The following is a 21,465-nucleotide window of genomic DNA, read 5'->3' on the forward strand; positions in this document are numbered from 1 at the left end:
TCGCCTTCTAGAGTTTAGAGTTTCGCCTCAGCGCGCGCGAGACGCGCGCCAGAGCGCCCATTGCCGGCGCAGCGGCGAGAGCGTGACGATGGTCCGGTAGGGATCGTAGCCGCGCCGCTCCATCGCCCTCAGATAGGGCTCGACCAACGCCACCGGGAGGAAGGCCGGCATGATCGCGGCTGGGACCGTGGCGCGCAGATCGTTCATCTTGCGCAGGTGGATCCGCGCCAGCGCCCGCAATTCCTTCAGCGAGTAATCGACGCCGGGGCCGCCGCGCCCGCGCACGATGTCCTCGCGGGTGACGCCGTTGCGGGCGAGAATGTCGGCAGGCAGATAGACCTGCCCCCTTGCCGCATGCCAGGGGAAGGCCCGCATCAGCCCGGTCAGTGCATAGGCGACGCCGGCATGGCCCGCAGCGGTCGCCCCGCCGGGATCGCGCCCCTGCGCCAGCACGAGACAGGCAAGCCGGATCAGCGCGCTCGAGGTCTCGCCGGCATAGCCTTCGAGATCCGAGAGCGACGGCATCGGATCGTCATAGAGATCGAAGACGCGCGCCTCGATCAGCCCGGACAACGGCGCGACCGGCAGGCGGAAGCGGCGTACCGTGTCCAGCAGCGCCTGCGCCACCGGATGCGCCGAGCTGCCGCCGGCCTCGCCGTTTTCGAGAACGTCGCGCCACCATTGCAGGCGCACTTCGCCCGGCAGCGGCTCGCTGACCTGCTCGCGGACGCGCGCGATTTCGTGACTGAAGGCATAGAGCGCATGCAGGCCCGGCCGCAGCGCCTCCGGCGCATAGAGCGAGGCGACGTAGCGGTCGGGATCGGCTTCCCGCAGCAGCGCGGCGCAATGCGCATAGGCCTGCGACAGCGGGGCCGGTGCGGTGCCGGCGCGATGCTCGGTTTCGGTTGTCATGCACCCTCCCGCGATCGCTGTGACGCGATCCGAAGTCGCCGGCAGTCTAGGCCCGCCATTCCCGATTGGCTACGCGGACCGGGCATGGCCGATGGGATTTGATCGACACCCGTCATTCTCGGGGAAAGCGCAGCGCAGACCCGAGAATCTCAGGACGAAAAGGCACGGACCACAGCTCATCCGACCTGAGCTACTCGGATCAAGCCCGAGCATGACGTGATCACTCCACCGCGATCAAGGCCGCAGCGACCCGCCGCTCCTCGCCGACCAGGACATTGTAGGTCCGCGCCGCCGCCGGCGTCGCCATCGCCTCGACGGTAATCCCGACCTCGCGCAGCGGATCGCGCAGGCTCGGCGGCAGGAAGGCGATCTCATGGCCGATGCCGAGGATCAGGAAGTCGATCGCCTCCGCCTCGTCGAAGACGGGCTCGAGGCTCTCCAGCGTCAGTTCGGCGAAGCGCGTCACCGGCCAGATCCTAACCCCGCCGGGCGTCGCCAGGATCGAGCCGCGATGGCTCATCTCGGCGAAGCGGAAGCCGCCGTCGCCAAAGGCGTCGATCAGGTGCCTGCCGGGCACGAAGCCGTCGAAGCGCGCCATTATCCGGTCCCGGCTAGAGGCCCGCTCAGACGCGGGCCTTGGCCTCGGCGGCGTCCTCGCCCTGGTCTAGGCGGCCGGCGCGGACGTCAAGATAGAGCAGCACCGGCGTCGAGATGAACATCGCCGAGTAGGTGCAGACCACCACGCCGAACAGCATGACGAGCGCGAAGCCCTCGATCGCCGTGCCGCCGAAGAGCACGAGCGCGATCAGCGCCAGCACCGTGGTGGTCGAGGTGATCGCGGTGCGCGACAGCGTCGAGTTCACCGAGAGGTCGAGCAGTTCCTCGACCGGCATCGTCTTGTAGCGGCGCAGCAGTTCGCGCGTACGGTCGAACACAACGACCGTCTCGTTCAGCGAGTAGCCGACGATGGTCAGGATCGCCGCGATCGAGGTCAGATTGAATTCGAGCTGCGTGAACAGGAAGAAGCCGAGCGTCAGGACGATATCGTGCATCGTGCCGACGATGGCGCCGATCGCGAGCTGCATCTCGAAGCGGAACCAGAGATAGATCAGCACGCCGATGATCGCGAGCACGACGCCGATCGTGCCGGCCTGGACGAGCTCGCCCGAGACGCGCGGCCCGACGGTCTCGACGCGGCGGAAATCGTATTCCTGCGCGAAGGCGGCGCGCGCCTTGGTGACCACCGCCTGCTGCGCGACCTCGCCGCCCGGCTGCAGCGCGAAGCGCATCGAGAGATCGCCGGCACTGCCGAATTCCTGGACCTCGACTTCGCCGAAGCCGAAGGCGTTCGCGGTCTGGCGGACATGGGCGATGTCGGGCTTGCCGCTCTTGGCCTGCATCTCCATCAGCGTGCCGCCGCGGAAGTCGATGCCGAAATTGAGCCCGACTGTGAGGAAGAGCACGACCGTCAGGATCGAGTAGAGCGCCGAGAACGGGTACGAGAATCGCCGGAAGCGGACGATCTTGAAGCGGGTATTGTCCGGAACGATGCGTAGCAGACGCATGCTTTTAAATCTCCTGAACCAGCAGCGTCAGAACGGCAGGGTCTTGGGCCGCGCCAGGCGATACCACAGCGCAATCAGCATCCGGGTCAGCGTCACCGCGGTGATGACGGTGGTGAGGATGCCGAGGATGAAGACGACCGCGAAGCCGCGCACCGGGCCGGAGCCGAGCGAGAACAGCGCCACCGCCGCGATCAGCATGGTCACGTTCGAGTCGATGATGGTCGCGAAGGCGCGCGTGAAGCCCGCCTCGAGCGCCGAAACCAGCGACCGGCCGAGATGCGATTCCTCGCGCATGCGCTCATAGATCAGCACGTTCGAGTCGACCGCCGTGCCGATCGTCAGCACGATGCCGGCGATGCCGGGCAGGGTCATGGTCGCCCCGAGCAACGACATCAGGCCGAAGATCAGGCAGACGTGGACCAGCAGCGCGACACTCGCGATGACGCCGAAGATGCCGTAGTTGCCGATCATGTAGAGGATGACGAGCACGGTCGCGATCAGCGTCGCCATCTTGCCCGCCTGGATCGAATCCTGGCCGAGGCCGGGGCCGACCGTGCGTTCCTCGACGATCGTCATCTTGGCCGGCAGCGCGCCGGCGCGCAGCAGGATGGCGAGGTTGTTGACCGCCTCGACCGTGAAATTGCCCGAGATCTGGCCGGAGCCGCCGGTGATCGGCGACTGGATGACCGGCGCCGAGATCACCTTGTTGTCGAGCACGATAGCGAGCGCGCGGCCGAGATTCTCGGTCGTCGCCTGGCCGAAGCGCTGGGCACCGCGGATGTTGAAGCGGAAATTGACGATCGGCTGGCTGGTGCGCTGGTCGAAGGCCGGCTGGGCGTCGATCAGGTCCTCGCCCTCGACGATCACCTGGCGCTGCACCGGGATCGGCTGGCCGCCGGCATCCTGCGAGGGCAGCATGTCGACATCGCCGCCGGGCGAATCAGCGACCATGCGGAACTGCAGCTTGGCGGTCTGGCCGAGAATATCCTTCAGGCGCTGCGGATCCTGCAGGCCGGGGACCTGCACCAGGATACGGTCGAGGCCCTGGCGCTGGATGTTCGGCTCGGTCGTGCCCAGCGCGTCGACGCGCCGGCGCAGCACTTCCATGGCCTGTTCGACGGCGCGGCGGATGCGCTCGTTCGAGCCGGCCTCGGTGACGTTGAGCTGGATCAGACCATCGGGAGTCTCGCTGACCTCGATGGTCTGGTTGCCCGACGGGCCGAAGGCGCCGAGCGTCCCGACCGGCTGCGCCAGCTCGCGGAATTTCGGCAGCAACTTGGCCCGGTCGGCGGCGTCCGGCACGCGCAGCTGCACGCCACGCGGCGTCAGGCCGATGCCACCCTGGAAGGAGACGCGCTCCTCTCGCAGGATGCGGCGGACGTCGTCGCGCAGCTGCATGACCTGGCTGCGGATCAGGTCGGCCCGGTCGATCTCGAGCAGGACGTGCGAGCCGCCCTGCAGGTCGAGCCCGAGCGTGACCGCATGGATCGGCAGCAGGAACTTCGGAATCCAGGACGGAGCGCCCTGCTCGATCGCCTTGCGCGTTTCGGGCGAGAACAGGTTCGGCAATGCGAGCCCGCAGCCGAAGAGCAGGACGAGGAGGACGACGATGACCTTGCGGGCCTGGAAACGAAGCATCTGCTTGGGAAGCCTTTTCTGCGTCGGCACGATCCGGGGGTCGAAGGGAAGCCGATCAGAAGACCGGCTCCCGCTTCAGATGCCCTGTCCGGCCGCGCCTAGCGCGCCTTCAGCTCTTGACCGGCTCGCCCTTGGAGCGAACGTCCTGGACCATGCCCTTGAGAATGCGCACGCGCACGCCGTCGGCGATCTCGGCCTCGATCTCGGTGTCGTCGACCACTTTGGAGACCTTGGCGATGATGCCGCCGGAGGTGATGACCGTGTCGCCGCGACGGACGTTCTTGATCATCTCCTGATGGGTCTTCACCCGCTTCTGCTGCGGCCTGATGATCAGGAACCACATGATGATGAAAATCAGGACGAACGGGACCAGCGACATCAGGATGTCGTTGGTGCCGCCGCCTCCAAGGCCCTGGGCGAAAGCGGGGGTGATCACGGGAAGGCTCCTTCACGTCGCCGGGCCGAGTGCTCGGCCGGCCGGCGCGGGGGTTGCAAAAACGGGCGGACTATAGTCAGCGGCGAGCTGAAATCAATGCGAGGAGGCGGTTTTCCCCCTTCGCCGCCCTCACCTATGAGGTCCCTGCCCTTCGCGCAATGGTCTTGATTTCAGCCTTGCGCTGCGGTCTATGGAGCGTACCGTACCGTTCGGTACAATCCAGCCCAGCGGAAGCCCTTTCCGATGACCGACATCGCCGCCGACCAGACCCTCGACACCCTGCTGCGGATCGCCGCCGCGCTGGAGCGCCTCGCCCCGCCGGCAAAGCGCGCGCCCGACCTCACTGCCGCCGACGCCTTCGTCTGGCAGGCGGCAGGCCATGCCCTCTCCCCGGTGCCGAAGGTCAACCGTGTCGCACTCTCGCTGCTGCGCGGCGTCGACCGGGTGCGCGACACGCTGGCCGAGAACACCGAGCGCTTCGCCCGCGGCCTGCCCGCCAACAACGTCCTGCTCTGGGGCGCCCGCGGCATGGGCAAGTCCTCGCTGGTCAAGGCAGTGCACGCCGACACCAACCAGCGCCTGCCTCCCGGAGCCCTGCCCCTCAAGCTGATCGAGATCCATCGCGAGGACATCGAGAGCCTGCCCGTGCTGATGGGGCTGCTCAAGGCTGACCCGCACCCGGCCATCGTCTTCTGCGACGATCTTTCCTTCGACGGGCAGGACACCTCCTACAAGTCGCTGAAGGCGGCGCTGGACGGCGGCGTCGAAGGCCGGCCGGCCAATGTCGTGTTCTATGCGACCTCGAACCGCAGGCACCTGCTGGCGCGCGAGATGGTCGAGAACGAGCGCTCGACCTCGATCAATCCCGGAGAGGCCGTCGAGGAGAAGGTCTCGCTGTCCGACCGATTCGGGCTCTGGCTCGGCTTCCACAAGTGCAGCCAAGACGAGTACCTCGCCATGATCGACGGCTATGTCAGCCATTTCGGCCTGGCGATCGAGCCCGAGCAGTTGCGCCGCGAGGCGCTGGAATGGGCGACGACGCGCGGCTCGCGCTCGGGCCGCACCGCCTGGCAGTACATCCAGGACCTCGCCGGCAGGCTGGAGAAGAAGCTGGAGGGCTGAGAGCGCGTCATTCTCGGGCGAAGCGCTCGGGTCCGACCTGCAATCGGCCCAAGGATAAACTCCGCGCAGACCCGGGAATCTCAGCGCGCGCGGCTTCAGGCTTCCAAGATGGTCTGGCCAAGCCCGACCATGACGCCTTCAAACAAATAGAAAACGGGGCGGCCTTTCCTGGGACCGCCCCGTCTCGTGTCGACCGGCAGGGTCTCGCGAATCCGGTCGAATGGTGAATTCGGCTCAGTTGTTCAGGTAGGGAACGGGATCGACCGGCGTCGAACCCTTGCGCAGCTCGAAGTGCAGCTGCGGAGAGTTGACGTTGCCGGACTGGCCGGATTTGGCGACGACCTGGCCGCGCTTGACCTGGTCGCCGCGCTTGACGTTGAGCTCGCCATTATGGGCGTAGGCCGAGACGTAGCCGTTCGGGTGGCGGATCAGCACGAGATTGCCGTAGCCCTTGAGCTCGCTGCCGGCATAGGCGACGACGCCGCCCTCGGCTGCCTTCACCGGCGTGCCTTCCGGCACGGCGATGTTGATGCCCTCATTGCCGCCCTTGCCATTGTAGCCGGCGATGACGCGGCCGCGGGCCGGCCAGCGGAAATCAGCGCTCGGACCGGCGGCCGGCTCTTCCGCCTTCGGCGGCAGGCTGGCGGTGGTCTGCGGCTCGGCGACCGGCTTCGGCTCCGGCTTGGACTGCGCGGCCGGCTTCTGCTCCGCCGACAGGCTCGCAACCTGGGTCGCCGCCTTCGGCTTGGCCGCAGCGACGGGCGCCGGAGTCGGCGCAACCGGCTTGGCCTCGGCCACCGGCTTCGCAGCCGCCTTGGCCTTGGCCTCGGCGGCGAAGCGGGCCCGGGATTCGCTCATCGCCTTGGCGTCGGCGGCAGCCTTGGCCTTGGCCTCGGCAGCGGCCTGCGCCTTTGCCTCGGCGGCGCTGACCGCCTTCGGAGCGACGGCGACCGGGCGGGCGGCAGGAATAGCAGGAGCCGCAGCGACGGAGCGCGCCGCAGGCGGCGGCGCCAGACGATTGGCGTCGCTGCGGCTCTCACTGGGCAGAGGCTGGCGCGAAGCGGTCTGGCTGCTGCTGGCGTTGTAGACCGGGACGACGATGCGCGTGCCGGGCGTAACCTCGGCACTCGACAGGCCGTTCGCCGACATCAGCGCCGAGCGCGGCACGCCGTAGCGGCCAGAGATCGTGTCGAGCGTCTCGCCATGCGCCATCACGATCGGGGTGCCGCCCTGGGCGCTCCAGCCATTGGCCGAGCCGACGACGGCCGGGGCCGACGATGCGACAGGCGCGGAGCGCAGAGCCACGGAGGAGGTCGGCGGCGGCAGCGGCTGGCTGCGGACGCCACCGCCGGAGGCGATGGGCGACGATTCATACGGACGGGACGGCGCCGACTGCGGGGCGCTCCGGCCGATCGAGCCGGTCGTCGCAGGGTCGTAACCCGACGGCGCCTGCGCGGTCTTGAAGGGATTGGCGAACGGCGCCTCGGTGAAGCGCGTGGCTTCCGAGCAGGCGCCGAGGGCGACTGTGAGGGCGCACACCGACACCAGGCGGACCAAAGGCTTCGGCATTGCCAACTCAACTTGCTTACGCATGGCTCAGCACTCGCGAACGACGCAACTCTATGGTCCGCATTAAAACGGCGGTTAGGTTACGAAAGCGTTTCGCAGTGGCTGGTCGGCGTAAATTTTGAAGCCGGCTGAACCCGGCTCAGAGTGCCCGCGCCAGGCCGGGCGCCAGCGGCGGCAGGCGAATCGCCGGGCCGAGCGCATGGTCGAAACCGTTCTCGCCGCTGGTCACCACGACGCGCCGGGTGATGCCCTCGACCCGCAGGGCCGCGACGAGCCGCCCGCCCTGCCCCAGCCGCGCCAGCAGGGCTTCGGGCAGGGCCTGCATCACGCCGTTGACGAGGATTCGGTCGAATCGGCCGAGCGTACGGTCGGGCTGGAAGCCGTCGGCATGGTGCAGCTCGACCGATTTCGAAAAGCCGCCGCCGGCCAGCCGCTCATGGGCGGCGAGCGCCAGCGTGCGATAGCGTTCCAGCGAGACGACCTGCGCGCCCATCGCCGCCAGAAGGGCCGCGACATAGCCCGAGCCGGAGCCGACCTCGAGCACCCGGCAGCCCGGCTTGATCTCGAGCGCCCCGACGAGCGCCGCGACCGTGTGCGGCGCCGTCATCGTCTGGCCGCAAGGCAAGGGGACGGAAACGTCCTGGCGCGCGAGATCGGCGAAGCGCGACGGCGCGAAATGCTCGCGCGACACCTTCTCCATCGCCCGCAGCAAGGGGAGATCGCGCACGCCGCGCGCACGCAGGGAGAGGAGAAAGGCGACGGTGCGCTCGCTCTCGCTGCTGGCCCCCTCCTCGGTCATCACTTGCGACGCCCCATACCCTCAGCCCTCATCCTGAGGAGCGATCCGCAGGATCGCGTCTCGAAGGATTAGTCCAGAGAACTGCCGCACCTGCTGGAACATCCTTCGAGACGCCGCTCCGCGGCTCCTCAGGATGAGGGCTGAGCACGACATCCCAGTCAGTTTACGCAAAGACCTGCGCGAAGCGGGTCAGCGTCGGCTCATGGGTCAGGTCGAGCTCGAGCGGCGTCAGCGAGATCTTGCCCTCGGCCAGCGCCCGCAGATCCGTGCCGTTCGCCGGCTCGCGCTTCGAGCGCTGGAAAGCGATCCAGAAATACGGATTGCCGCGGCCATCCTGCCGCGGCTCCAGCCGCACGAGCTCCTGGTCGCGCCGGCCCTGCACCGTCACCGCGACGCCCTTCACCTCGGCGGGCGGGACGTTCGGGAAGTTGAGGTTGAAGAGGATATCCTTCGGGATGCCCTCCTCCAGCAGCTTGCGGATGATCGATGGCGCGTGCTGCTCGGCGCAGTCCCAGCTGATCTTGCTGCGGTCGCCCGGCATATAGGCCTGGCTAATCGCGATCGAGGGAATGCCGAGCAGCGTGCCCTCCATCGCAGCGGCGATAGTGCCGGAATAGGTCACGTCCTCGGCGACGTTCTGGCCGCGATTGACGCCGGAGAGCACGAGATCGGGCTTGGCGTCGGCCAGGATCGAGCGCACTGCCATGATCACGCAATCGGTCGGCGTGCCCTGCACGGCATAGCGCTTCTCGCCGACCTCGCGCAGGCGCAGCGGGTTCGACAGCGACAGCGAATGCGCGACGCCGGACTGGTCGGTCTCGGGCGCGACGACCCAGACATCGTCGGAGAGCTGGGCGGCGATGCGCTCCAGCACGGCGAGGCCCTCGGCATGGATGCCGTCGTCATTGGTCACCAGGATACGCATGGGATCAGGCCGCCTTCTCGATGCGGGTCGCCCCGCGCATATAGGGAACCAGCGCCTCCGGCACGGTGATCGAGCCGTCGGCGTTCTGGTAGTTCTCCATCACCGCGATCAAAGCGCGGCCGACCGCCGTGCCCGAGCCGTTGAGGGTGTGGACGAAGAACGGCCCCTTGCCGTCCTTGGTCTTGTAGCGGGCGTTCATCCGCCGCGCCTGGAAATCGCCGCAGACCGAGCAGGACGAGATCTCGCGATAGGTCTTCTGGCCCGGCAGCCAGACCTCGATGTCGTAGGTCTTCTGCGAGGCAAAGCCCATGTCGCCGGTGCACAGCGTCATCACGCGATAATGCAGGTCGAGCTTCTTCAGGACGTTCTCGGCGCAGGCGAGCATGCGCTCATGCTCCTCGCGCGACTTTTCCGGCGCAGTGATCGAGACCAGCTCGACCTTCTCGAACTGGTGCTGGCGCAGCATGCCGCGCGTGTCGCGCCCGGCCGAACCGGCTTCCGCCCGGAAGCAGGGGGTGAGCGCAGTGAAGCGGCGCGGCAGTTCCTCCTCGGAGAGGATCGATTCGCGTACCAGATTGGTCAGCGGCACCTCGGCGGTGGGGATGAGCCAGTGGTCGTCGCCGGCCCGGAACTGGTCGTCCCGGAATTTCGGCAGCTGCGCCGTGCCGAACATCGCGTCGTCGCGCACCATCAGCGGCGGGTTGACCTCGGTATAGCCGTGCTCCTCGACATGGGTGTCGAGCATGAACTGGCCGATGGCGCGGTTCAGCCTGGCGAGCTGCCGGTCGAGCACGACGAAGCGCGAACCCGAGAGCTTGGCCGCCTTCTCGAAGTCCATCTGGCCGAGCGCTTCGCCGAGCTCGTAATGCTCCTTCGGCTGATTGACGCCGATCAGGCGCTTGCCGCCCTCCTCCGGCTTTTCGCCATGGCGGCTGTATTCGACATTGCCGTGCTCGTCGGCGCCTTCCGGCACGTCCACATGCGGCTGGTTCGGGATCGCCGCGAGCTGCTCGCTGAGCGTCTCGACCGCGGCCTTCTCCTCGGCCTCGAGCGCGGGGCCCGCTTCCTTGAGAGCCGCGACCTCCGCCTTGAGCTTTTCGGCGAGAGCGACGTCCTTCGCGCCCATCGCCTTGCCGATGTCCTTGGAGAGCGCGTTGCGGCGCTCCTGCGCGGCTTGCGCCTTGGCGATGGCCGCACGGCGCGTATCGTCGAGCGCGAGCAGCGAGGAGGACAGCGGCTCCAGCCCGCGCCGCTTCAGCCCCCGGTCGAACGCTTCCGCATTCTCGCGAATCCATTTGATGTCGTACATCGCCAGTCACGCCGTTAATCGAAAGAGCGTGATGCTGTAGACCGGGACGGCGCGTGAGGGAACTGCCATCCTTGGCAGCTGCCTATCCACCGCCCTCCCCGTCATCCTGGACAAGCCGCGCCAGCGGCGCAGCTCCGGGATGACGGTCAGCGCCCGACGGGATCAGCTGCCTCTACTCGCCGGCCTTCTCTGCCGCCTCTTCCGCAGCCCTCTTCTCCTCGCGCTTCTTCTCGACATGGCGGACCGAGAACACCGAGAGCTCGTAGAGCAGCAGCATCGGCACCGCGAGCATCAGTTGCGAGATCACGTCCGGCGGGGTCAGAACGGCTGCGACCACGAAGACGAAGACGATGGCGTAGCGGCGCTTGTCCTTCAGGAACTGCGAGGTGATGATTCCGGCCTGGCCGAGCAGGGTCAGGATCACCGGCAGCTGGAAGGAGACGCCGAAGGCAAAGATCAGCGTCATGATCAGCGAGAGATACTCGCTGACCTTGGGCAGCAGCTGGATGCCGGCCTGCCCCTCGGTTGCCGCTTGCTGCATGCCGATCGAGAACTTCATCAGCACCGGCATGGCGAAGAAGTAGACCATGGCCGAGCCGAGGATGAAGAAGATCGGCGTCGCCGCGAGATAGGGCGCGAAGGCCTGGCGCTCGTTCTTGTAGAGGCCCGGCGCGACGAACTTGTAGATCTGCGTCGCGATCACCGGGAAGGCGAAGAAGCCCGCGCCGAACGCCGCGATCTTGATCTGCGTGAAGAGATATTCGAGCGGCGCCGTGTAGATCAGCTGGACATTGGCGCCCGGCCCGGCCGCCCAGACATAGGGCTGGACCAGGAGGTTATAGATCTGCGTCGCGAAGGCGAAGCAGACGAAGAACATGATCAGAAAGGCGACCAGCGACTTGATCAGCCGCGAGCGCAGCTCGATCAGATGGTCGATCAGCGGCGCGCGCGAGGCCTCGATCTCGTCCTCGCCGTCACGACCCGCAGGCGTCTTCACCTCGGCGAGACTCATGCCGGGCTCCCGTCTTCACTCTCTGCTGCCTTGGGCTTGCGCTTGCGGGCGGGCTTGGCGGCAGGCTCCGGCGGCGCGGCTTCGGCCTCCGGAATGACGGGCTCTTCGGTCGCCACGGTCTTGCGCTTGCGCTTCGGCTTCGCCGGCTCTTCGGCGGCCGCAACCGGCGCCGGATCGATCACGACCTCGGGCAAGGGCTCCGGCCCGGGAATCGCCGCGAGCTTGGCTTCCGCCTCCTTGACCGCCGCATCGTCGGGCTTCGGCGCCGCCGGCGTACCAAAGTCCTTCATCGGCTCGATCGGGTCGAAATTGGTCGAGGCCTGCACCGAGGTTCCGATGTCCTCGACCTGCTTCTTCAGGTCGTGCAGCTCCGCCTCGCGCATCGCATCGTTGAACTGCCCCTGGAATTCCGCGGCCATGCGCCTGACCTTGCCGACCATCTGTCCGGCAGTGCGCAGGGCGCCCGGCAACTCCTTGGGGCCGATCACGATGAGCGCAACGCCCCCGATCAGCAGTAATTCGCTCCAGGCGATGTCGAACATCGACGGCTAGTCCTCTCGCCACCCACGCCGCTCTAGAGCATGCGCAGCCGCAAGTGGAAACCACTTTTGCGGGTCGGCCTGCTCAAGATATCGATCCAGCGCGCCCTTCTGCGTCCGGCCGCGCACGGCCGATCGGAAAGCGCGCTGGCGGCGCGCCATCAGGCCTTGGTTTCGGCCTTGGCGGGGGCGGGGTTGGCCGTCTGCGCGGTGTGGTCGATCACCTTGGGATCGGCCGGCGGCGCGGCGGTCTCCGGCGGATCATCCTCCGCCATGCCCTTCTTGAACGACTTGATGCCCTTCGCGACGTCGCCCATCAGCTCCGAGACCTTACCGCGGCCGAAGAGCAGCATGACGATGACACCGACGACGACCCAGTGCCAGATACTGACGCCACCCATCGCAAATTCCTCCGAATTGAACCCAGCCTCCGACCTCCCAGCCGGGCCAGTCGCTTGTGCCGGAAACTAGGTGTCCCCGCTAGGGAACACAAGGACTTCGTCGGTCGAGATGTCGAGACCGACATCCTCGCCCTCGCGGACGGAGCCCGGTTGCGCGAAGCGCGCCGTCAGCGGCTTGTCGAGCCCGTCGACCGCGATCTGCAGGTCATCGACCTCGCCAAGGAAGCGTCGCGCCACCACCCTGCCGGGCAGGCAGAAGCCTCTTGGCACGAGCCTGACCCCTTGCGGGCGTACGCACACCACCGCCGCCGCGCCCTCGGCCAGTCCATCCGCCGGAAAGCGGCCGATCGGCGTATCGACGGCGCCGCGCACGACCGTCCCGTCGATCTCGGTAAGATCGCAGAAAAATCGGGCGGCAAAGAGGCTGACGGGCTTGCGGTAGAGCTCCTCGCCCGTGCCGATCTGCACGATCCGGCCCTGGCGCATCAGCACGATCCGGTCGGCGATCCGCATCGCATCCTCGGGATCATGGGTGACGATGATCGAGGTCGCGCCGATTTCGTCGAGCAGCGCCATGGTCTCGTCGCGCACCGTATCGCGCAGGCGCCGGTCGAGATTGGAGAAGGGTTCGTCCATCAGGAGCACGCCCGGCCGCGGCGCCACTGCCCGCGCCAGCGCGACGCGCTGCTGCTCGCCGCCCGAAAGCATGTGTGGATAAGCCTCGGCGAGATCGGCGAGGCCGACGCGGGCAATCGCCCGCAGGGCCGTGGCATCGGCCTGCGCATCGCTGTAGCCGCGTAGCCCGAAGCGGACGTTCTCGCGCACGCTGAGATGCGGAAACAGGGCGTAGTCCTGGAAGACCAGCCCGACGCCGCGCTCCTCCGGTTCGACGAAGGCGTCGGCCGAGGCGACATCCCTCCCCTCAAGCAGAACGCGGCCAGCGCTCGGCCGCTCGACGCCGGCGGCGAGCCGCAGCAGCGTCGTCTTGCCGCAGCCGGAATGGCCAAGCAGTGCGATGACCTCGCCCGGCGCAACCTTCAGCGAAACGTCGTCGAGCGCAGTCACGCCGCCGAATCGCTGCGTCACCCCCTCGAAGCCGAGCGAGACCGGAATGGCGGCGCCGGCGGTGCCGCGCCGTCCCCAGCCCAGCCAGCGCGTCATGCTTTCGCTACGAGCCAAATTCTGCTCCGTTTTCAATCAATCCGCACGGTCGTCCCGGGCGGAGCGCAGCGGAGGCCCAGGACCCATGCCTGAGCCTCTCTCGGCAAGACCTCCGGTATGGATCCCGGGTCGACCTTCGGCCGCCCGGGACGACATCTTGCACCGAGAACCTGCGCCACTCCCCGCGCTGTGCGGCGGCTAGCCGCCTTCGTCAAGCGGACTGAACAGGTCGCCGAGCGGATCCTCGTCGGCGCGCAGGTCCGGATCGTCGTCCGGAATCGGCACCGAGAGGTCCTTGGAGAGCCGCCCCTCGATGAAGCCGGCGCCCTTCAATTCGTCGAGCCCGGGCAGGTCGTCGATGCGGTCGAGCCCGAAATGGTCGAGGAAGCCCTTCGTGGTCCCGAAGGTCACCGGCCGCCCGGGCGAGCGGCGGCGGCCGCGCAGCCGCACCCAGCCGGCCTCTAGCAGGATGTCGAGCGTGCCCTTGGCCGTGGCGACGCCGCGGATCTCCTCGATCTCGGCCCGCGTCACCGGCTGGTGATAGGCGATGATCGACAGGATCTCGAGCGCGGCGCGCGAAAGCCTGCGCGGCGCCTCGGCCTCGGGGGCGAGCAGATAGGCAAGATCGGGCGCGGTGCGGAAAGCGAAGCCGCCGGCGACGCGCTTCAGCGTCACGCCGCGCATCGCATAGCTGCGCTCGAGCGCCTCCAGCACCTTCTCGATCGGCACATTGGCCGGCACCGATTTGGCGAGTTCTTCGGCGGACAGCGGCGCGGCCGAGGCGAAGAGCAGCGCTTCGGCGATGCGGCAGGCGCGGGCCAGCGCCTCGGCGCCATCCCAGCGCTCGTCGTCCTGGTCCCTCTGGGCTTCGGCCGGGGCCATGCGGATCAAATCCTCACAATCCCAGAGACGGCGGCCGGGACGAGCGCCGGCGGACATAAAGCGGCGCGAAGGCGCCGTCCTGGCGCAGGTCGAGCACACCTTCCCGCACCATTTCGAGCATGGCCGAGAGCGAGGAAGCCTTCACCGTCGCGCTCATGGTCTGCGCCGGCATGCCATGGCTCTGCATGTACTGCGCGAGATAGCCGTCGATCGCCGTCCACTCCCCCGCCTCGCCGACAAGCCGTGCCAGCGCCTCGCGCGCCTCGACCAGCGAGAGCACCTGGCGGTGGCCGACGCTCATCGGCGTGCGGACATGGCGCTGGCGCTGCTGGGCGTAGGCTGCGAGCAGATCGTAGAGCTCGGCCTCCCAGACCGGGCGCACCCCGGCGACCACCGCCTCCGGCGCGCCGCGCGCGAAGACGTCGCGGCCGAGCCGCTCGCGCACCGCAAGGCGCTGCGCCGCAGCGCGGATCGCCTCCAGCCGCTGCAGCCGCAAAGCGAGCGCCGTCGCAAGCTCGGCTGCGCTCGGCTCCTCGCCCTTGGGCGGCTCGGGCAGGAGCAGGCGCGATTTCAGATAGGCGAGCCAGGCCGCCATCACGAGATAATCGGCGGCGAGTTCGAGCCGCAGTTCGCGCGCCCGCTCGACGAAGGACAGATACTGCTCCGCCAGCGCCAGGATCGAGATCCGCGCCAGATCGACCTTCTGACGCCGGGCGAGGTCGAGCAGCAAGTCGAGCGGCCCTTCATAGCCGTCGACGTCGATCAGGAACGCCGGCTCGTCCACCGCGCGCTCGGGCGCGGCGCTCTCCTCGAAAGGCAGTTCAGCGGCCATCGGTGGCCCATCCCCGATACAGTGTCGCCCGTGGGTTCCCAGCCCTCATCCTGAGGAGCCGCGGAGCGGCGTCTCGAAGGAGGCTCCAGTGCACTCTGGAAGCATCCTTCGAGACGCGAGCATGCTCGCTCCTCAGGATGAGGGCTGTGAGTGACCCCAGCGTCTCAGCCCCAACGAATGCAGGTTCGGCCTAACGCCCGCCCAAGGCAAGCGCGCTGGCGAGCTGGGCGCGAGCTGCGTCGACGTCCAGTGGTTCCGGCTCATGGCGGATGCGCGCCAGCGCCATCGCCGCCCGGCGGGCGCGGTGCCCGGTCATCGCCGGCACCGCCCCGGCGACCGCGACCATCTCCTGCATGATGCCGTGGCAATGCAGCACGACATCGACGCCGGCCCGGATCGCCGCCTTCGACTTCTCGGCGAAGCTGCCCGACAGCGCCTTCATCGAGATATCGTCGGTCATGATCAGCCCGTCATAGCCGAGCTCGCCGCGCATCACGTCGCGGACGATCCGGCGCGAGGTCGTCGCCGGCCTGCGCTTGTCGAGCGCGGTGAAGACGACATGCGCCGTCATCGCCAGCGGCATGTCGGCGAGATGGCGGAAAGGCGTGAAGTCGTGGGCGCGCAGTTCGTCGAGGCTGGCCTCGACCACCGGCAGGTGGTGATGGCTGTCGGCCTGCGCCCGGCCATGGCCGGGCATGTGCTTGACCACCGGCAGCACGCCGCCGGCAAGCAGGCCTTCGGCCGCCGCCCTCCCGAGCTTCGCCACCATCGCGGGATCGCGCGCATAGGCGCGGTTGCCGATCACGTCATGGCTGCCGACGACCGGCACGTCGAGCACCGGCAGGCAGTCGACATCGATGCCGACGGTCTTGAGGTCATGCGCCATCAGCCGCGCCGAGAGCCGGACGATCTCGCGCTGCTGCACGGGGTCGTTGATCGCGAGGAAGGCCAGTGCCGGCGGATAGGGCGGCCAGTGCGGCGGCCCCATGCGTTGAACCCGCCCGCCCTCCTGGTCGATCAGGATCGGCGCCTGCCAGCCGACGCATTCGCGCATCGAGGCCGTCAGCGCCGCGACCTGCGCCGGGTCCTGGGTGTTGCGCTTGAACAGGATGAAGCCCCAGGGCCTGGCGTCGCGGAAGAAGGCGCGCTCGTCCTGGGTGAGGCTCGTGCCGAGGCAGCCGGCGATGAAGGCGCGCGAAGTCATGCGACAGGCGTAGGAATGCCGGCCCTGCCGGTCAAGCCGGTGGCCGCGCCGAATTGTGGGTTGGCGCTTGCGGCCGCCGCCTCCCGGCCTAGACTTTCGTCAGGCCCCGTGACGCGAGACTGCATTGCCATGATCGACGAAGCCCCGCTGCTGACCATCCGCAAGACCTTCGAGCGCCCGCAGGCCGCCCTGGTCGCAGCCTTCAAGGGCGTACCGACGGCCCAGATCTCCGACGCAATGCATGCCGGCGGCGCGATGGATTTCGCGATCAAGCCGCCGCCCGGCATGCCGGAATTCTTCATCGGCACCGCCCTGACCTGCGATTGCGGCCCCGGCGACAACCTCGCCGTCTGCGCCGCCGTCGCCTTGGCCGAGGCCGGCGACGTGATCGTCGCGGCGACGCACGGCTTCACCCAGGCCGGCATCATCGGCGATCTCCTGGCGGGGATGATGCAGAATCGCGAGGTCGCCGCCTTCGTCACCGATGGCGTGGTGCGCGACATCGCCGATCTGCGCCGTATCGGCCTGCCGGTCTTCTCCAAGGGCGCGACGCCCAACTCCGTGCACCGCTCGGGCCCCGGCACGGTCGGCCTGCCGATCGTCTGCGGCGGCGTCGCCGTCGAATCGGGCGACATCCTGATCGGCGACCCGGACGGCGTCGTCGTCGTCCCGCATCGCCGCGCCGCCGAGATCGTCGACCGGCTGAAGGTGGTGCGGACCAACGAGGCGGGTCTGCTCTCGGAGGTCACCGCCGGGCTCGACGCCCCCGGTTTCGCCATCGAACTGCTGGCGAGCAACCGGGTTCGCTATCTCGACTGAGCCTGCGCCAGCCACCCACCGGCTTGAATCGGATTGGCTGGATCCGGCTGCAAACCATTGATGGAGCAGCCAGATCGGCACGACCCGCAACGCGGGCGACATTCGTTGCGAACCGCTGCGTCATCCCGGCCGGGCCGCGCCCAGCCGGGATGTCTCTATCGGGTCCGCTCAGCGCAGCTGCGCGGCAGCCTGAGCGTTGAAGGCGTCGAAGGGCAGCTCGGCGACGCGGAACCAGAGCTGTTCCTTCTTCCAGTAAGGCAGGAAGGAATCCCAGAACGTCTTGAAGTTCGGGTTGCTGGCGGCGAGCTCGGCGTAGAGCGCGAAAGCCTCCTTGAAGGCCGCCTGCATGACGTCCTGCGGGAAAGGACGCAGCTCGGCGCCGGTGCCGACGAGGCGGATCAGCGCGTCCGGGTTGCCGTGGTCGTATTTCGCCACGCACAGCGCATTGGCCTCGGCGCAGGCGGCCTCGACGATCGCGCGGTAATGCGCCGGCAGCGCATTCCACTTGTCCATGTTGGCGATGAAGCTGACATTGGCGCAGCCTTCCCAGAAGCCCGGGTAGTAGTAGTACTTCGCCACCTTCTGGAAGCCGAGCTTCTCGTCGTCATAGGGGCCGGAGAACTCGGCCGCATCGAGCGTACCGCGCTCCAGCGCCGGGTAGATGTCGCCGCCGCCGAGCGTCTGCGGCACCACGCCGAGCTTCGACATGATCCGCCCGCCGAGGCCGGCGATGCGGAACTTCAGGCCCTGGAGATCGGCGACCGACTTGATCTCCTTGCGGAACCAGCCGCCCATCTGTGCGCCGGTATTGCCGGAGGGGATGGTGTGGATGTTGAACTTCTTCATGAAGTCGCGGCAGAGCTCGAGCCCGCCGCCGGCATAGAGCCAGGCGTTCTGCTGGCGGGTGTTCAGGCCGAAAGGCAGCGAGGTCTCGAAGGCGAAGGCGGTGTCCTTGCCGATGTAGAAACTCGCCAGGGTGTGGCTGCATTCGACCGTGCCGTTCTGCACCGCGTCGAGCGCCTGCAGCGCCGGCACGATCTCGCCGGCGGCGAAGGTCTGGATCTGGAAGTTGCCGTCGGTCGCTTCCGCGACGCGCTTGGCGACCTGGGTCGAGATGCCGAACAGCGTGTCCAGGCTCTTCGGATAGCTCGAGGTCAGGCGCCAGCTGACCTTCGGCATCGACTGGGCCACCGCCGGAGCGGCGATGGCGGCACTGGCGGCGGCACCGGCGCCTGCCGACTTGATGAATTTACGGCGATCCATGGCTTTCCTCTTGCTTGCGAGCCTTCGGCGCCTCTCCGGCGGCCCTGCTCGTCAGGGTAGCGCGACGCTACCGCTACCGCCCTAGCGGCAAAACGGCACGGCCGGAAGAGCCACATGCACGGCAGGCAGGGCGCCGAACCGCATCGGCTGCGCCCGAGATCGCACTGCTGGCAACACGAACGCGACAAGGGCTGCACAGCCACTTGCCGCACCACTGCAGGAACGCCGCCCAACGCGCTGAAGCGATTCGCGTTCAGCGCCCCACGCCCCTGGCGAGCAGTCCCGCCGCCAGCATGGCGAGGCGGCAGACCGTCCGCGTGCCGAGCCCGCCGACATCCTGCTGCGGCACGAATTCGACGATGTTGAAGCCGATGATCGGCGCGCGCTCGGCGACGCCGTTCAGCAGGTCGACGACATCGCCGAATCCGAGCCCGCCCGGCGCCCGGCCGAGCACACCCGGCACCACCGAGGGATCGAAGCCGTCGACATCGAAGCAGACCACGACCGGGCGGCCAGCCGGCACGCATTCGACGGCATGAGCGATCCCCTTGGCCCTGAACATGCGCATGTCGATGAGTTGCGCCCCGGCGGCGCGTGCATCGGCCACCTCGGCCTCGCGGGCGCTGCCGATGCCATGGGCGCCGACCTGGACGATCGCCTTGACGCCGGAAAGCTCCGAGGCGCGCCGCATCGTGCTCGACAGCCCGAAGCGCTCGCCCTCGACCTCGTCGCGCCAGTCGATATGCGCGTCGACCTGAAGGATGCTGATCTCGCCACGGGCAGCAAAGGCGCTCAGCGCCGGAATCTGGACGCTGTCGTCGCCGCCGAGCAGGAGCGGCGCCGCCCCTCGCCCCAGCAGGCTCGTATAGACCGCTTCGATCCGCGCCCGGTTGCCGGCGAAATCGGCCGGATCGAAAGCGATATCGCCGCAATCGACCAGCCTGTCCTGGCCTCGCAGCAGCGGCCCACCGAGGTCGAAATCATAATGCCCGCGCCGCGCGGCCTGGGCCGCGCTCGCACTGCGAATCGCAGCCGGCGCCGCCTCGCTATGGCACGAGCCCGACCGGTAGAGCGTCGCGCCGGGAATACCGATGACCGCCACCGAGCCGGGCGTCACAGCCTCGTAGTGCACGGTTTCGGCGCCGAGGAAAGGCACGAACCCGGCAGGCCGGGAGGTCGGATCGGAAAGCATGGCAGGCGGACCGCAGGCTCGAGAGCAACGCGCCCAGCCTGCCCCGCCGAGGAAGCCGCGCGCAAGCGTGCGGCACCGCCCTCGCCCCGGAACCGCTCGCAGGGCGCAAAACGAAAGCGCCGGCCGCGAAGCTCGCGGCCGGCGCTGATCCAGTGACGGCAAGGCCGTCAGATCCGGTGCTGGCGGATCAGTTCTTGGCGATGAAGCACTGGCCGCCCGCTGCCTGCAGGGCCGTGCACATCGTCGTCGCATCCTCGCGCGAATAGGGGCCGACGCGCAGGCGATAGACGGTCTTGCCGCCGGCGAGCTCGGTCTTGCGGACGATCGGGCTCTGGCCGCCGAGCTGGCCGGGATATTTGCGCTGCAGCGCCGCGAAGGTCGCGCGCGCCTCGGCTTCGCTGCCGGGTGCAGCCAGCTGGACGGCGAAGCCGCCATTGGCGTCCGTCCGCGGAGCGGTCGCAGCCGCCGTCGGGGCCGGGCTGGCCGGCGGGGTCGGGTCGAGCGCGGCCGTGCGAGTCCGGGGAGCCGGCGGCGGCGTCACCGCGGCCTGCGGCGTCGTCGCGGCGGCAGCGCGCTCCTGCACCTTGGCGACATCGGCCGCCGGCGTCGCAGCCGGGCGATTGACCGGCGCGGAGCCAGTTACCATCGGCTGCTGGGCCGCCGCTGCGGCGCCATTGCCCGCCGCCGGAACCGGCGTGCCATCGGGCCGAATCGCGACGGTGCGGACCTTGCGGGGCTCGCCGAGGCCGGGGACGGGCGGAACCGGAATCAGACCCGGCTCGCCGGCAGCCATCGCGGCAGCGGCCTGGTCGGACGAGACCGGGCGCGACGACATCGAGCGGGCCGCCTGCTGCACGTCGACCGGCTGCTCCTCGCGGGAGACCACCTTGGTCTCGGCACCGACGGCGTCGGCCGAGCGCTCGTAGATCTGCTTGTTCTGGTTCGGGATCTCGGCACCGCCCGGGTTCACCGGCGCGACCTTGGTCGGCGCGTTGTCGGCGCTGATCACCGGCGGCTGGCCGTCGGGGCCCGCTGCCGGGCGCGAATTGCGGAAGGTCATCGCAAGGCCGACGCCAGCGACGGTGACGGCAATCAGCGCGGCTGCAGCCCAGAGCCCCTTGCGCGAGCGCGGCTTCTCGTAGTCGCGCCCCTCGTCCTCCGCCTGCGGCTGCTCGGCATATTGCGGCTGCTCGGAATAATCCTGCGGCAGCGCGTGGTCATAGCCGACCGGGTAACCCTGCCGGGCGGCCTCGTCGAGATCGCGCGGCTCTTCGGGCACATAGGCGTGCGGGCCGGCCTCGACCTGGGTCGTGTAGCCCTGCGCCTGATAGGTCTGCGGGACGGCGGCCGGCTCGTCATACTCCGGATAGGCCGCGTCCTGATGGCGCGGCTGCTCGTAATGACGCGCCTGCGCCGGGGCGGCGGGAGCGGCCGGCGCCCTCGCCGGCTCCGTGCGGCGCAGGAGCGCCTCGAATTCGTCGAGCGCCCCCATCAGCTCGGCCGGAGGCGGCGGCGAGGCCTGGACCGACGCCGGGCTCGCCACGGTCGGCCGGAACGAAGGCTCGGCACGTGGCGCCTGCCACTGCGCCGGCGCTTCCATCGCAGGCCGTGCCGGAGCGGCGGCAGCAGGCGCGCTGCGGCCACTGAACAATTCCTTGAGCGGATCGTCCTGGCCGACGAGCCTGGTCAGCTCCATCAACGGGTCGTTCGCAGCACCCGGCTTCTGCGGCTGGGCCGCGCCGCGCAGCTGACGCTCGAGGTCGTCGAGGTCGAGGGCGAAACGGTTTCTAGCTGGCTCGCTCATGACATGATCCATTCCAGCGCGCTGCCAACGCCATCAAAGAACGCCGGCCGCACGCGGTCAATCTGACGAAAGCCCGGCCGG

The 21,465-nt window shown here is 68.6% G+C and carries 21 protein-coding genes; 2 read left to right on the forward strand and 19 right to left on the reverse strand.

The window, feature by feature from the left end; translation table 11 throughout:
• Positions 1-27: 27 nt before the first annotated feature.
• The 5 genes from AC1REK_RS12965 to yajC all read right to left on the reverse strand — a co-directional run bounded on the left by AC1REK_RS12965 (position 28) and on the right by yajC (position 4,494).
• On the reverse strand, positions 28-912 hold the full coding sequence (locus AC1REK_RS12965) for a phytoene/squalene synthase family protein (protein ID WP_492267726.1): 885 nt from the start codon (positions 910-912) through the stop codon (positions 28-30).
• Between the two features lie 220 nt (positions 913-1,132).
• Positions 1,133-1,510 (reverse strand): Mth938-like domain-containing protein, encoded by a 378-nt coding sequence (locus AC1REK_RS12970; RefSeq protein WP_492267725.1) that lies wholly within the window; start codon positions 1,508-1,510, stop codon positions 1,133-1,135.
• Between the two features lie 25 nt (positions 1,511-1,535).
• A complete protein-coding gene (secF, locus tag AC1REK_RS12975) occupies positions 1,536-2,477 on the reverse strand; it encodes a protein translocase subunit SecF (RefSeq protein WP_492267724.1) in 942 nt (313 codons plus the stop codon).
• Between the two features lie 27 nt (positions 2,478-2,504).
• Positions 2,505-4,115, reverse strand: coding sequence for a protein translocase subunit SecD (gene secD, locus AC1REK_RS12980; protein WP_066469852.1), 1,611 nt, complete (start codon positions 4,113-4,115; stop codon positions 2,505-2,507).
• Positions 4,116-4,224: 109 nt separating this feature from the next.
• Positions 4,225-4,494: a preprotein translocase subunit YajC gene (yajC, locus tag AC1REK_RS12985; protein ID WP_066470227.1), complete on the reverse strand. Its 270-nt coding sequence runs from the start codon at positions 4,492-4,494 to the stop codon at positions 4,225-4,227.
• Between the two features lie 300 nt (positions 4,495-4,794).
• Between yajC and AC1REK_RS12990 the strand changes: the two genes are divergently transcribed.
• The gene (locus AC1REK_RS12990) at positions 4,795-5,673 is read left to right on the forward strand and encodes an ATP-binding protein (protein WP_492267723.1); all 879 of its coding nucleotides are present in this window, start codon (positions 4,795-4,797) and stop codon (positions 5,671-5,673) included.
• A gap of 234 nt (positions 5,674-5,907) precedes the next feature.
• Here the strand turns inward: AC1REK_RS12990 and AC1REK_RS12995 are convergent, their stop codons facing one another.
• From AC1REK_RS12995 to nagZ, 11 genes are all read right to left on the reverse strand, one after another.
• Positions 5,908-7,242 (reverse strand): peptidoglycan DD-metalloendopeptidase family protein, encoded by a 1,335-nt coding sequence (locus AC1REK_RS12995; protein WP_492267722.1) that lies wholly within the window; start codon positions 7,240-7,242, stop codon positions 5,908-5,910.
• Positions 7,243-7,381: 139 nt separating this feature from the next.
• Positions 7,382-8,041 (reverse strand): protein-L-isoaspartate O-methyltransferase family protein, encoded by a 660-nt coding sequence (locus AC1REK_RS13000; RefSeq protein ID WP_327521160.1) that lies wholly within the window; start codon positions 8,039-8,041, stop codon positions 7,382-7,384.
• A 163-nt stretch (positions 8,042-8,204) separates the two neighbouring features.
• Positions 8,205-8,966, reverse strand: a complete 762-nt coding sequence (gene surE, locus AC1REK_RS13005; protein WP_316021543.1) for a 5'/3'-nucleotidase SurE — start codon at positions 8,964-8,966, stop codon at positions 8,205-8,207.
• A gap of 4 nt (positions 8,967-8,970) precedes the next feature.
• Entirely contained in the window at positions 8,971-10,275 is a 1,305-nt protein-coding gene (gene serS / locus AC1REK_RS13010) for a serine--tRNA ligase (RefSeq protein WP_492267721.1), read from the reverse strand.
• Positions 10,276-10,447: 172 nt separating this feature from the next.
• Positions 10,448-11,287: a twin-arginine translocase subunit TatC gene (gene tatC / locus AC1REK_RS13015; protein WP_492267720.1), complete on the reverse strand. Its 840-nt coding sequence runs from the start codon at positions 11,285-11,287 to the stop codon at positions 10,448-10,450.
• Positions 11,284-11,829 carry a Sec-independent protein translocase protein TatB gene (gene tatB / locus AC1REK_RS13020; protein WP_327521162.1) on the reverse strand — a complete coding sequence of 182 codons (546 nt, stop codon included), beginning with the start codon at positions 11,827-11,829 and terminating at the stop codon, positions 11,284-11,286. Before tatB ends, tatC begins: the two co-directional genes overlap by 4 nt.
• A gap of 158 nt (positions 11,830-11,987) precedes the next feature.
• Entirely contained in the window at positions 11,988-12,227 is a 240-nt protein-coding gene (locus AC1REK_RS13025; protein ID WP_316021547.1) for a twin-arginine translocase TatA/TatE family subunit, read from the reverse strand.
• A 66-nt stretch (positions 12,228-12,293) separates the two neighbouring features.
• Positions 12,294-13,388: an ABC transporter ATP-binding protein gene (locus AC1REK_RS13030; RefSeq protein WP_492267719.1), complete on the reverse strand. Its 1,095-nt coding sequence runs from the start codon at positions 13,386-13,388 to the stop codon at positions 12,294-12,296.
• A gap of 198 nt (positions 13,389-13,586) precedes the next feature.
• Positions 13,587-14,270 (reverse strand): SMC-Scp complex subunit ScpB, encoded by a 684-nt coding sequence (scpB, locus tag AC1REK_RS13035; RefSeq protein ID WP_492267718.1) that lies wholly within the window; start codon positions 14,268-14,270, stop codon positions 13,587-13,589.
• 13 nt (positions 14,271-14,283) lie between these two features.
• Positions 14,284-15,102 carry a segregation and condensation protein A gene (locus AC1REK_RS13040; protein ID WP_492267717.1) on the reverse strand — a complete coding sequence of 273 codons (819 nt, stop codon included), beginning with the start codon at positions 15,100-15,102 and terminating at the stop codon, positions 14,284-14,286.
• 190 nt (positions 15,103-15,292) lie between these two features.
• Complete coding sequence (gene nagZ / locus AC1REK_RS13045; RefSeq protein ID WP_492267716.1) at positions 15,293-16,306, reverse strand: beta-N-acetylhexosaminidase; 1,014 nt, start codon at positions 16,304-16,306, stop codon at positions 15,293-15,295.
• A gap of 129 nt (positions 16,307-16,435) precedes the next feature.
• Here nagZ and AC1REK_RS13050 point away from each other — a divergent pair, with 129 nt between their 5' ends.
• Complete coding sequence (locus AC1REK_RS13050) at positions 16,436-17,125, forward strand: RraA family protein (protein ID WP_492267715.1); 690 nt, start codon at positions 16,436-16,438, stop codon at positions 17,123-17,125.
• 168 nt (positions 17,126-17,293) lie between these two features.
• On the opposite strand, the gene AC1REK_RS13055 is transcribed toward AC1REK_RS13050, so the two are convergent.
• The 3 genes from AC1REK_RS13055 to AC1REK_RS13065 all read right to left on the reverse strand — a co-directional run bounded on the left by AC1REK_RS13055 (position 17,294) and on the right by AC1REK_RS13065 (position 21,384).
• Positions 17,294-18,388, reverse strand: a complete 1,095-nt coding sequence (locus tag AC1REK_RS13055; protein ID WP_316021553.1) for a TRAP transporter substrate-binding protein — start codon at positions 18,386-18,388, stop codon at positions 17,294-17,296.
• Between the two features lie 253 nt (positions 18,389-18,641).
• Complete coding sequence (locus tag AC1REK_RS13060; protein ID WP_492267714.1) at positions 18,642-19,580, reverse strand: arginase family protein; 939 nt, start codon at positions 19,578-19,580, stop codon at positions 18,642-18,644.
• A gap of 187 nt (positions 19,581-19,767) precedes the next feature.
• Entirely contained in the window at positions 19,768-21,384 is a 1,617-nt protein-coding gene (locus tag AC1REK_RS13065) for an SPOR domain-containing protein (protein ID WP_492267713.1), read from the reverse strand.
• Positions 21,385-21,465: the final 81 nt, after the last annotated feature.

It is taken from the genome of Allobosea sp. GW823-FHT02B03 (assembly GCF_058797755.1).